Source organism: Protofrankia sp. CiP1_Cm_nod3, assembly GCF_982290655.1.
This window is the reverse complement of the sequence record NZ_CEVIVD010000144.1, coordinates 1-11,648: the sequence shown is the minus strand read 5'-3', so window position 1 is coordinate 11,648 and position 11,648 is coordinate 1. Positions and strand designations below refer to the sequence as shown.

General features: G+C 72.2%; 10 protein-coding genes. 6 read left to right on the top strand and 4 right to left on the bottom strand.

From position 1 onward, the window contains the following. The coding region (gene sepH, locus AC5LUJ_RS20210) for a septation protein SepH (protein WP_493465519.1) at positions 1 to 653 on the bottom strand (653 nt) is incomplete at its 3' end. Between the two features lie 318 nt (positions 654 to 971). Then, complete coding sequence (gene ppgK, locus AC5LUJ_RS20205) at positions 972 to 1,796, bottom strand: polyphosphate--glucose phosphotransferase (protein WP_493465518.1); 825 nt, start codon at positions 1,794 to 1,796, stop codon at positions 972 to 974. 323 nt (positions 1,797 to 2,119) lie between these two features. Here ppgK and moaA point away from each other — a divergent pair, with 323 nt between their 5' ends. Genes moaA through AC5LUJ_RS20190 form a run of 3 tightly spaced genes read left to right on the top strand, consistent with a single transcriptional unit; the run spans position 2,120 to position 4,052 of the window. Next, a complete protein-coding gene (gene moaA, locus AC5LUJ_RS20200; protein WP_250284463.1) occupies positions 2,120 to 3,106 on the top strand; it encodes a GTP 3',8-cyclase MoaA in 987 nt (328 codons plus the stop codon). After that, a complete protein-coding gene (gene mobA, locus AC5LUJ_RS20195; protein ID WP_250292350.1) occupies positions 3,103 to 3,795 on the top strand; it encodes a molybdenum cofactor guanylyltransferase in 693 nt (230 codons plus the stop codon). Before moaA ends, mobA begins: the two co-directional genes overlap by 4 nt. Continuing rightward, positions 3,792 to 4,052, top strand: coding sequence for a DUF6457 domain-containing protein (locus AC5LUJ_RS20190; protein ID WP_250284461.1), 261 nt, complete (start codon positions 3,792 to 3,794; stop codon positions 4,050 to 4,052). The genes mobA and AC5LUJ_RS20190 overlap by 4 nt, the downstream gene beginning before the upstream one ends. Here AC5LUJ_RS20190 and AC5LUJ_RS20185 read toward each other — a convergent pair. Together AC5LUJ_RS20185 and AC5LUJ_RS20180 are read right to left on the bottom strand one after the other, a co-directional pair. Further along, entirely contained in the window at positions 4,049 to 4,372 is a 324-nt protein-coding gene (locus tag AC5LUJ_RS20185) for a hypothetical protein (protein WP_250284460.1), read from the bottom strand. The genes AC5LUJ_RS20190 and AC5LUJ_RS20185 overlap by 4 nt on opposite strands. Positions 4,373 to 4,622: 250 nt before the next feature. Beyond that, on the bottom strand, positions 4,623 to 5,555 hold the full coding sequence (locus AC5LUJ_RS20180) for a DUF5995 family protein (RefSeq protein WP_445548517.1): 933 nt from the start codon (positions 5,553 to 5,555) through the stop codon (positions 4,623 to 4,625). A gap of 101 nt (positions 5,556 to 5,656) precedes the next feature. Here AC5LUJ_RS20180 and AC5LUJ_RS20175 point away from each other — a divergent pair, with 101 nt between their 5' ends. The 3 genes from AC5LUJ_RS20175 to AC5LUJ_RS20165 form a co-directional block, all read left to right on the top strand. Then, positions 5,657 to 8,359, top strand: coding sequence for a sensor domain-containing protein (locus AC5LUJ_RS20175; protein ID WP_250284455.1), 2,703 nt, complete (start codon positions 5,657 to 5,659; stop codon positions 8,357 to 8,359). 225 nt (positions 8,360 to 8,584) lie between these two features. Next, on the top strand, positions 8,585 to 9,259 hold the full coding sequence (locus AC5LUJ_RS20170) for a hypothetical protein (protein WP_250284466.1): 675 nt from the start codon (positions 8,585 to 8,587) through the stop codon (positions 9,257 to 9,259). An 11-nt stretch (positions 9,260 to 9,270) separates the two neighbouring features. Continuing rightward, positions 9,271 to 11,648, top strand: a 2,378-nt coding sequence (locus tag AC5LUJ_RS20165; RefSeq protein WP_493465517.1) for an AAA family ATPase, incomplete at its 3' end; no start/stop codon positions are given.

The following is an 11,648-nucleotide window of genomic DNA, read 5'->3' as shown; positions in this document are numbered from 1 at the left end:
CCGGCGGCGGGCTCCTGGACCAGCGTCAGCGCGGGGGCGAGCGGCCGGGTGAAGACCGGCTGCGGCGGCGGCGGGGCGGCGGGCTCGGCCGGGGCCTCCGGCGCCACCAGCGCCCGGGCCGCGTCGTCGTGCGGGCGGACGCGGCGCACCACCGGATCCCAGGTCCAGCGGGCGCAGCGGCTCTCCGAGGTGAGCTGGACCAGCCAGATCCCGTCCACCCGGCGCCAGGCGTCCCACTGCGCGTTCTCCGGGTCGTCCTGCGCGGCCTGCAGCCGCGCGTCCACCACCTCGCCGAGGGGACGGCCGGGTGCGCCGCCGGGATCCTTCGGCAGCAGGGCGGCCCGCGCCTCCTGCACCACCCGGGCCCGTTCGGCGAGCACCGGGCCCTCGTAGCGTTCCACCCGCTCGACCGCGATGCCGGCGACCCGCGCGACCTCCGCGGTGGTCTCACCGGCCCGCAGCCGGGCCTGGATCTCGCGGGGGGTCAGCGCGCTTTCCTGGCGTACCTCGCTGCGCCGCGCGCCGCGCAACGTGGCCCGCAGCCGGTCGTCGACCGGCACCCGGAACTTCTCCGCGTCGGGCCCGCCGGCGGCGTCGGCGAGCACGAGGTAGCCGCCGTCCTCGCTGAGCGCGACCGCTCGCAGCTCACGCATGGCGCCTCCTCATCGGCGTGGTCCGAGTCTGCCACAGCGCGTTCGGTGACGACAGGTAGGTGACGATAGGTGCCTGGGCTGCCGAGAACCCACCGTTCATGCCTACAACCACACCTTGCCATCGGTGCGCCTGTGGTGTCCCACCTCGCCGAGTCGACACGCTCTGCCGGAGTTGCCGGTATGGCGACACTACCCACTTCTGGAGACGACGGTAGCCGCGGGGCCACTTTTTGGAGAGAAACGGGCGCCGCGGGCTACATTTCGACGGTGGCGCCCGTGGGACGCCTTTCAGCCGGCCAAGGCGCCCGTGGGCGCCTTTCAGGGGCGACGGCCGCCGGGAGGCCTGGTGGCGGGCGGGCGCCGGCGCGCGGGCCGGGCCGTCGCCTTCGGCCGGCCCTGGTCGCCGGCACCGGCGACCAGGGCCGCGCCGACGATTCCGGCCTCGTTCTGCAGCTGCGCCGCGACGACCTTCGTGTTCACCTCGAGGTAGTCGAGAAAACGATCAGTTTTTCGGCTGGCGCCGCCGCCGATGATGATGAGATCCGGCCACAGCAGCGCCTCAAGCGCGTTCAGATAGCGGGTGACGCGCTTCGCCCACTTCTCCCAGGAAAGATCGTCGCGTTCGCGGGCCCCCTCGGACGCCCTCGTCTCCGCGTCGCGCCCACCGATCTCCAGATGGCCGAGCTCGGTGTTGGGAACGAGCTGCCCGTGCAGGAACACCGCCGTGCCGATACCGGTGCCGAAAGTCGTCATGATCACGACGCCGCCGACGTCCCGGCCGGCTCCGAAGGCCATCTCGGCGACGCCCGCGGCATCGGCGTCGTTGACCACGGCCACCCCGCCCGGGCTGCCCGGCAGCGCCGATCCCAGGGCCGCCGCGACGTCGGTGCCCACCCAGACCGGGTCGATGTTGGCCGCGGTCCTGGCCGCGCCGCCCTTGATGACGGCGGGAAAAGCGGCCCCGACCGGGCCCGTCCAGCCGAAGTGCGCCACGACCTCCGCGACGGTCTTGGTGATGGCCGCCGGTTGCGCCGGCTGCGGTGTGGGCAGCCGGAAGCGGGGCGCGGTGAGTGTTCCCTCGTCGATGTCGACGGGTGCACCCTTGATACCGGTACCGCCGATGTCGACACCGAAGACCTGCATGTCGCCTGTGTCCTCCTGTTACCACCGGCCGCCGATATCTCTGACGCGGTATCCACCATGCGCGGCGCGCACAGTGCTGCGCCGTGCCGTCGCTGGCACCGCTGGCACCGCTGGCACCGCCGTGCCAGCGACGTGTGTGCCAGGCCCTGCGTGCCACCCCCGTGCCCACTCCACCATAGATCCGCACACCTCGTCGGCCTATCCGGGTGTGACACCGATATTCGGGGGCGCATTCCGCCGCGGCGGCCGGCCGGCGGCGGTAGGGAGGATCATCTCCGGAGCGCTTCGGGCCGGCGTCCACGCGGCCGGGCTAAGCTGGATGGGTGCGCCTGAGCGATTCCCATGGCCGGGTGGCCACTGATCTCCGGGTTTCGCTGACCGATCGCTGCAACCTGCGGTGTTCCTACTGCATGCCCGCCGAAGGCCTGGCCTGGCTGCCGCGGGCGGAGATCCTGACCGACGACGAGATCGTCCGGCTGGTGCGGATCGCGGTGACCAGGCTCGGTGTCGACGAGGTCAGGCTCACCGGCGGCGAGCCGACGCTGCGGCCGGGCCTGGCCGGCCTCGTCGGCCGGCTGGCGCGGCTGCGCCCCCGTCCCCGGCTGTCGATGACGACCAACGGCATCGCGCTCGTGAGCATGGCCCCGGCGTTGCGCGCGGCGGGCCTGGACCGGGTGAACGTCTCCCTCGACACCCTGCGCACCGACCGCTACCAGGCGCTGACCCGCCGGGACCGGCTCGCCGACGCGCGGGCGGGGCTGGCCGCCGCGGCCGCCGCCGGGCTGGCACCGGTGAAGGTCAACGCGGTGCTGCTGCGCGGCGTCAACGACGACGAGGCGCCCGACCTGCTGCGGTGGTGCCTGCGACAGGGCTACCAGCTGCGCTTCATCGAGCAGATGCCGCTCGACCCCCAGCACTCCTGGGACCGGGCCGCCATGGTCACCGGCGCGGAGATCCTCGCCGGGCTGCGTGGCGAGTTCGTCCTCACGCCGCTGCCCGGCCGGGGCAGCGCGCCCGCCGAACTGTTCACCGTCGACGGCGGGCCGGGCACGGTGGGGCTGGTCGGTTCGGTGACCGCGCCCTTCTGCGCCACCTGCGACCGGGTCCGGCTCACCGCTGACGGGCAGGTCCGGTCCTGCCTGTTCGCCCGGGAGGAGACCGACCTGCGTACCCCGCTGCGGGCCGGGGCCGACGACGCGCACCTGGCGGCGCTGTGGGCGCGGGCGGTCCGGGGCAAACGGGCCGGGCACGGCATCGACCAGCCGGCGTTCACCCAGCCGGCGCGGCCGATGTCGGCGATCGGCGGATGACCGGCGGCCGGGCCGGGACGGGCTGGGACGCGGTGGTGCTCGCCGGCGGCCTGGCCCGCAGGCTCGGCGGGGCGGACAAACCGGCGCTGACCATCGGTGACCAGACCCTGCTCGAACGCGTCCTGGCCGCGGTGGACGACGCCCGGCAGGTGGTCGTGGTCGGCCCCCGGCGCCCGGTCGCGGTGTCGCGGCATATCGTCTGGACCCGGGAACGGCCGCCCGGCGGGGGACCGGTCGCGGCCCTGGCCGCCGGCCTCGGGCTGGTGGGCGCGCCGTTGGTGGCGGTGCTTGCCGCCGATCTCCCGTTCGTGACGGCGGGTGCCCTCGACGCGCTCGTGCGGGCCGTCGACGACGATGCCCAGGGCGGTGCCCATGGCGCTGGCCATGCCCAGGGTGCTGATCATGCCCATAGTGCTGGCCGCGACGGTGACCAGTGTGATCGGCGCGGTGGCGTGGTGCAGGGCGCCCTGCTGGCCGACCCGGCGGGCCGCCGGCAGTACCTCACCGGCGTGTGGCGGACGTCGGCGCTGCGTGCCCGGTTACCCGTGGTCACCGCTGGCGTTCCGATGCGATCCGTCCTGGCCGGTCTGCCGGCGCGGGTGCTGCCCGCCGACGCGCGTGCCACGCTGGACTGCGACCGGCCCGCGGATGTCGAGCGGGCGCGCCGCTGGGCCAGGATGGACCGGTGAGTTCTCTTGACGACTGGGTGGTCGACGCGGCCGGCGCGCTCGGCCTCGACCCCGGGATCCTCGACGTCCAGGAGGTTCTCGGCCTCGCCCGAGAGGTGGCCCACGCCGTGGCACGGCCCGCGGCTCCGCTGACCGCCTTCCTTGTCGGTCTGGCGGCCGGCCGTGCCGGCGGTGATCCACAGGCGGTCCGGCTGGCCATCGACAAGGTGCTCGCCCTCGTCACGGCCCGCGCGGACGGCGACGGCCAGGACGCTTAGCGCATCCAGGCCGGGTTGTCCTCCAGCAGCCCGCGCATGTCGATGACCATCGTCTGCATGGTGAACGGGTCGTCCACCGCTGACAGGCGCGGCAGCACCGTCGTGGCCATGTCGGCGTCGACGTTGGGGCCGGGGCCGGCGGCGCCGGGCGCGGCAAGGCCGAGGGGACCGGTCCGGGCCTGGTCCGGCGCTGGTGACCGGCCCCGGGCGGTGACGATCACTCGGTCCAGCCCGCCGAGCGCGAGGATCAGCGCGAATCCCGGCAGCGCGAAGAGCGCCGGCCGCCACGCGGTCAGCGCCACGACGGCGAACACTGCCACGACCGTGCACGCTCCGATCGCGTGGCGTTGCGCGGGTGGCAGCGCCGGGACCTTTCGACCATGTCGGTAGTGCGCCACGAGCTCAAGTGTGCCTCTCGCGGACGAACCCGCCAAAGCCCGGCCCGTCCGCCGTGGCCGGGCAGCCCGTCCGCCGGGCGGCTGCGACGGCCGGCCGCCGGTGGACGAGGTGTCATCCCCCCGCGGGGGAGCAGGCAGGAGCCGACCCGGCCCGCGTCGGAGCCGATGTGTGTCATCCCCCCGCGGGGGAGCAGGCGGGACGGGACGTGGCACAGGACGTGGTGGACGCCGGCACGGGCACGTCGGTGAACAGCGGCCGCAGCCCCTGGGCACCTGCCTCGGCACGGGCCTCGATCGTCCACGCGATCACCGTGCGTTCCCGGCCGTCGCGGGCGGCGACCAGCCGCTCGGCGTCCCGCCAGGCGTTCTCCCGGGCGGCGACCAGCGTCGGGACGAGGGCTTCGCGGTCGGTGCCGAGCCGGTCCGCGATCTCGTCCGGCAGCGAGCCCAGCGGGCTCCCCGGCTGCGTGAGCAGGGACACCGCCACCTTCGCCAGGATCTCGTTGATCCGGTCGTGGTCGCCCTTGTGGCTGCTGCCGTCCGGGCCGGTGAGGCCCATGGCGGCGAGGACGAACGGGAGGTCGCGGGTGATGTGCGCGTGCATGCTGAGCACCAGGCCGCCGGCGGGGCTGCCGGCGGGATCGCCGGGGGTGGGTGTCGATGCCGTGGCGAAGGCGGTCCGCCACACCGGTGGCACCCCGGCCGGCCTGCCGTCGGCCCATCCGTCGAACGCCCGGAAGTAGTACTCGGCGAACAGCGCGGCCTCGGCGCGAACCCAGGCGGGGTCGGCGAAGTAGCCCGGTGTGGCGGCCGCGTCGCGGAAAGCCTCGGTCGTCCGCAGGTAGACCAGGGCGAAGAGCGCGCGGGGGTCGCAGTGGTCTTCCAGTGGCCGCAGTCGATTACGCATCGTAGTTATTACAGCGTCCGTGCACGTTGCCGAGCCGGTCGCGCAGGGTGGCGGGAACGCCGTCTCCGCCTGTCGCGCCCAGGCGTAGGTGGCCGGTGTCACGGCCTGGCCGGTCGGCACGGTCGCCCGAGCGGGTATGGCAATGATCGATAAGCCGGCCGTCAGAGATATAATGATTGCGGTGCGTAGCCGACTCATGGGTCTCATAGTAGCCTTATGACTACTCGAAGTATTTACAATCGCGGGATGAGTCGCGATACTGCTGCGCCATGTCCTCCAATGGTCACACTTCGCGTGAGATGGCTACGCTGCGCAGTTCGTTGTATCGTCAGGGTGCTGGCGGCGAACCCGCTCATCGCGGCCCGGCCGAGGACGATCCGACGGCGGCGGGCCCTGCCGGTGCCGAGGGCCTCGCGGGCGCGAGCCCGCCGGCCGCCGCGGACGGTGCCGCCCGGGACATCCTCGACAGGCTGCCCGAGATCGTCTTCCGGACCGACGCCCAGGGCCGCTGGACCTATCTCAACCCCGCGTGGACGGTGGTGACCGGCTTCGAGGTCGAGACCACCCTGGGGAAGCACTTCCTCGACTACGTGCACCCGGACGAGCGCGACCACACGGTGGCGCTGTTCATGGCGGTGGTGGCCGGCGGTGCCGGCCACTGCCACCACGTGACCCGCTATCGGACCAGGGGCGGCTCCTACCGCCGCGTCGAGATCCGCGCCAGCCTGCTGCGCGGCCTGGACGGCCGGGTCGTGGGCAACCTGGGAACGATCATTGACGTGACCCGCGGCCACCTCGACGCCGAGACGGTCGGCGAGCACACGGCGCTGCTGGAGCTCGTCGCCGACGGCGCCCCGGTCGACGATCTCCCGATGGGGATCCTGCTCGTCGACCGCGCGCGCCGGATCCGCCGCGCGTCGCCGGTCGTGGACCGCCTGACCGGTGGCCGGCTGCGGGCCGGTGACCCGCTGGAGCGGCTGGCCGGGCTGCTGCGGCCGCGCACCGGCGCGGCCGCTCTGGATGGCGAGTGGGGGCTGGTCGCGACGGCGATCCGGACCGAGCAGCCGCAGCACGCCTACCTGAGCCTGGCCGCCGGGCCAGTGACCGCTGGGCCAGTGGCCGCCGGCCCAGCGGCTGCCGGGCCAGTGACCGCCGGGTACCCGCGGGAACGGGCGCTGCGGGTGTCGGTGATCCCCGAGGCCGGGGAGTCCCAGGACCTGCTGGCGGTGGTGCTGCAGGATGTCACGGACCTGCGGCAGGCCGAACGGCGGCAGGCGGCCGTCGCCTGCCTCGGCCAGCGCGCGCTCGTCGGGACGACGGTCGGCAGCCTGCGCCGGGAGGCCGCCGAGGTCGTGTGCGACACCCTGGGCGTGCCGTACTGCGAGGTGCTGGGACCCGTCGCGCAGCACGGCTCGGTCATCGCGAGGGTGCTGGCCGCGGACAGCCCGGTGGTCGTCGACCACGGCGTGACACCCCTGGGCGTGTCGCTGCCGGGCACCTCCGACGTCTTCGGTGACGTCTTCGGCGACGGCTTCGGCGGGGCCTCCGGCGGAGTTGGTCAGATCGCCGGTGTCGCCGCCCGTATCGGAGCTGCTGGCCGTAGCTTCGGCGTCCTGGTGGCGTACACGACGCATCCACGGGAATTTGCCGCGGACGAGGCGGACTTCGTCCAGTCGGTCGCCAACGTGCTGGCCGCGGCGATCGAACGGCACAACGCCGAGCGGAAGGTCCGCCGCCAGGCCCTGCACGACCCGCTGACCGGCCTGGCCAACCGGATCCTCCTGCACGACAGGATCTCCAGGGCGCTGGGGGAGATCGAGCGGGACGGCGGCCGGCTCGCGCTGCTGCTGATGGACCTCGACCGGTTCAAGGAGATCAACGACACGCTGGGCCACAACGTGGGCGACGACGTGCTGCGCGAGGTCGCCGTCCGGCTGGGCCGGGCCACCCGGCCCAGTGACACGGTCGCCCGCCTCGGCGGGGACGAGTTCGCCATCCTGCTCCCGTCGGCACCGGGGGGTGCCGCCGACGCGCTGGCGGCCGCGGGCTCCATCCGGGCGGCGCTGGCCGAGCGCATCGACGTCGGCTCCCTGCCCCTGCACGTGGACGGCAGCATCGGGATCACGCTTGCTCCCGACGACGGGCGTGATCCCGGGACGCTGGTGCGCTGCGCGGACGTGGCCATGTACCGGGCGAAGCAGCTCTCCCTCGGCGTCGCCGTCTACGCCCCGGACGCCGACCAGAACCGCCGGGAGCGCCTCGAGCTGCTCGGCGGCCTGCGCTCGGCGATCGCCGGCGGCCAGCTCGTCCTGCACTACCAGCCCAAGGTGGACCTGCGTACCGGGCGGACCACGGCGGTCGAGGCGCTGGTGCGCTGGCAGCACCCGGCCCACGGGCTGGTCGAGCCGGGCCGTTTCGTCCCCTTCGCCGAGCAGAGCAACCTGGTCAAGCCGCTGACCCGCCGGGTGCTCATGCTCGCGCTCGACCAGGCACGGTCCTGGTGGGACGCCGGCCGGCTGCTGCCGGTGGCGGTGAACGTCTCCGCCCGGATGCTGCATGACGCGGAGCTGATCTCGACCGTGCGGGCGGAGCTGGACCGCACCGGCCTGCCGCCGCGGGCGCTCGAGCTCGAGCTCACCGAGAGCGCGGTCATGGTGAACACGCGCAACGCGATGAGCGTCATCACCCGGTTACGCGGCGAGGGGATCAGGATCTCGGTGGACGATTTCGGGACGGGGTACTCGTCGCTGGCCTATCTGCGCGATCTTCCCGTGCACGACCTCAAGATCGACAAATCGTTCGTGGTGAATGTGGCGCATCGCACCAAGGACTTCTCGATCGTCCGGTCGATCATCGATCTCGCCCATAATCTTGATCTGCGCGTGGTCGCCGAGGGTATCGAGTCGCGTGAGGTCTGTAGCCTGTTGCGCGATCTGGGGTGCGACGAGGGGCAGGGCTTCTATCTCGGCCACCCGGTGCCGCCCGCGGATCTCGCGGCCTAGCATGGCCGCAGGCCTGGGCGCAGGACGAGGCCAGGGGGGACGGGGGGCGAGTTGTCCTGGTGCTGGCGCTGGTGCCGATGCCGACGCGTGCGCGCTGCTTTCCCGGACACTGCTTTCCCGGACAAGGTGTCACGCCGGCGTGCTGTGCTGCACCATAGGCTCAGCCTCACTACATTCTGGAGGTCGGCCGTGGGCAGGGGAAGTCGTACGCCGCTGGGGCGCGCCATGCCTGTCGTGTCCGCGCTCCTGGCGGCCATCGTCGTTCTCGCCGGGTGCGGCTCCGGTCGCTACGAGTACGTGACGAACAAGGGCGCGGGCACGTTTCTCAAGATTCCCAGCTCCTGGCAGCACCAGCCCATGCTCGGGCCGGCCTTCGTCGGGATAGACGCCCGCAACGTCTCTCCCGACGCCGCCCGGGTGCTCGCCTCCCGCGAGTGGGTGGTGGGGATCGACGCGGCGGCGAAGTTCGACGACAAGAACCTGCTGCTCCCGGACGCCCCGGAGCCGAAGGGGTTCGTCCAGGTCCGCCAGCTCCTGCCGGAGGAAGCGGCCACGCTGTCCACCAACGACCTGCGTAACCTGCTCATCTCCATCGACGACGCCGAACGGGAGCAGACCGAGGAGATCCGGCGGGATCCCGAGGGTGCCCGGCTGGCGCCGCACTTCCTGCTACTGACCGACGAGGCCGTCCGCAAGGACGGCGGTGTGCACGGCGTCCATCTGATCTACCAGCTCCGGGTGGACACCGGTCTGGTCACCATCGACCAGACCAGTCTTTTCGACCGGGATCAGACGATGCTCTACCAGCTCGTGTTCGCCTGCTCCGCCTGGTGCTACGACAAGCACGGTGCGCAGATCAACCAGGTTCAGACATCGTTCACGATCAAGCCGATCACCTGAGATTGAAGACCATGAATCAGACCTCGTCCGCGCAGCAGCCTGTGCAGCCGCCCTCGCAGCCGTTCCAGATCGCTCCCGTCGACCCTCCGCCGCGGCAGTCCGGGCCGGTACGCAAGCGGCTGGTCCTGTGGGACAGGGTGAAGTTCCTCCTCCTGATCGTGGCGCTGTTCGCGTTCGTGGTGGCCGCGGCCATGTCGGACAACCCGATCATGGCCTTCTCCGACGCCCTGCGCGAGCAGGCGTTGACCAGCTGGTGGCTGGTCGCGCTGTTCGCGGTCGAGATCGTCCGCCAGGTGCACATGTTCATCGGCGAACGGTTCTCGGCCTACTACGTCTTCTGGACGGACCGGGTCTTCGGCCGCTTCGAGCGTCGCCTGCTGCGGTTCAACGACTGGAACCGCTACCGGATGAGCCGGGCCCTGAAGTGGGTGGCGACCCTCGCGGTCGCCGCCTTCGTCTACGCCCGGATCCGGGACGACTCGATCTTCAACGCCGTCGTCGCCCTCCCCGGTGACATCTGGGGCGCGATGCCGCTCGTGCTCCAGCTCGTCCTGTTCATGGCGATCGCCATCGGCCAGTTCGTGGCGATCTTCTGGTTCCTCTCCCGCGGCGGTGTGGACGTCTACTTCCCGGAGGACATCAAGACCAGGTTCACCGACGTCTGGGGCCAGGACCACGTCCTGTCCCGGGTCAAGGAGGCGGTCTTCCACCTGGAGAAGCCCGAGGAGATCGAGAGCCGGGGCGGTTACGTGCCGGGCGGCATCCTGCTGTGGGGCCCGCCGGGCACCGGCAAGACCCTGATCGCGGAGGCGGTCGCCGGCGAGACCGGCAAGCCCTACGTCTTCGTCGACCCCGGGGCGTTCCGGGCGATGTTCTTCGGCGTCGGCGTGATGAAGGTCAAGGGCCTGTTCCGCAAGCTGCGCAAGCTGGCCCTCCGCTACGGCGGTGTGATCGTTTTCTTCGACGAGGCCGACACCCTGGGCAACCGCGGCCAGCTCGCCGGCGACTTCGGGCGGGCGGCCCCGGCGGGCATGGCCGACGTCCCTCTCTTCGGGCCGGCCGGTACCTCCGCCCTCGGGTCTGCCGGCTTGGCGCACTCCTCGTGCAACGGGCTGGCCTACGCCAGCCACGGCAGCCGCCGGCAGCTCGCCGAGGCCCAGTTCGTCGTCCCCGGCGGCGGCGGTGGTGGCCAGTCGAGTTTCGACGGGACGCTGCAGGCGCTGCTGACCGAGATATCAGGCCTGAAGAAGCCCCGCGGCTTCCTCAACCGGGTCGTCCGCCGCGCCCTGGGGATGCGGCCGAAGCCGCCGCCGAAGTACCGCATCATGATCATGATGGCGACCAACATGCCGCAGTCCCTGGACGAGGCGCTGCTGCGGCCCGGCCGCATCGACCGCATCTACAAGGTCGGCTACCCCAGCAAGGAGGGCCGGGTGCGGACCTTCCACGGCTACCTGTCCAAGGTCCACCACAACGTGGCGCCCGAGCAGGTGGAGCGGCTCGCCGTGATGAGCCCGTACGCCACCGGCGCGAGCATCAAGGACATGGTCAACGAGGCGCTGATCCAGGCGATCAAGTCGGACCGGGATGTCGTCACCTGGCCGGACCTGCTCAAGGCCAAGGCGATCAAGGAGCACGGCCTGCCCGACGACCACGAGTACGTCGAGCGGGAGCGGCACAGCGTCGCCCTGCACGAGGCCTGCCATGCGGTGGTCATGTACCGGCTGCAGAAGCACATGGCGATCGACATGGCGACCATCGAGCGCCGGGGGGACACCGGCGGCTTCGTGGCCCCGGTGCCGCTGGAGGACAGGTTCGTCGACTGGCGCTCCGAGGTCGAGATCGACGTGATGACCTTCCTCGCCTCCATCGTGGGCGAGCGGATGTTCTTCGAGGGCGACCACACCCAGGGCGTCGGCGGGGACCTGCACGCCGCCACCGAACTGGTCGCCCGCAGCATCGGCCGGCACGCCATGGGCACCACGCTGACCTCGCGTCCCGCGCTGGCCTCGGGCCTGGGCAGCAACCCGGCCTATTCGGGCAGCAGCCCCGGCTACCTCGGTGGCGGGTTCGTCGAGGAGGTGGAGACCAAGCTCCAGGAGCTCTACGTGCGCACCGAGACGATCCTGGAGGCCAACCGCCGGGAGATCCTCGCGGTCACCCACGCGCTGGAGACGAACAAGACCATCACCGGCGAGGACGTGGAAGCGATCATGGAGGGCACGCCCGGCCCCACCGTGGACGGGCGTCGCTACCACGAGCCGAACTTCCTCGCCCTCGCCGAGGAGTACCACTCCAGCGCGGTGCTGGCGCACCGCGGCCAGCGCGTCGAGCAGCTGCGGCTGCCGGACCTCACCGGCAGGGCCGCGGCCACCCCGGCCTCCGAGGG

What these genes read in the sequence shown, in the direction of transcription:
- ppgK (WP_493465518.1), bottom strand. Translation starts at nt 1,796, where the DNA reads ATGCAGGTCTTCGGTGTCGACATCGGCGGTACCGGTATCAAGGGTGCA.
- mobA (WP_250292350.1), top strand. Translation starts at nt 3,103, where the DNA reads ATGACCGGCGGCCGGGCCGGGACGGGCTGGGACGCGGTGGTGCTCGCC.
- AC5LUJ_RS20180 (WP_445548517.1), bottom strand. Translation starts at nt 5,555, where the DNA reads ATGAGTCGGCTACGCACCGCAATCATTATATCTCTGACGGCCGGCTTA.
- AC5LUJ_RS20175 (WP_250284455.1), top strand. Translation starts at nt 5,657, where the DNA reads ATGGCTACGCTGCGCAGTTCGTTGTATCGTCAGGGTGCTGGCGGCGAA.
- AC5LUJ_RS20170 (WP_250284466.1), top strand. Translation starts at nt 8,585, where the DNA reads ATGCCTGTCGTGTCCGCGCTCCTGGCGGCCATCGTCGTTCTCGCCGGG.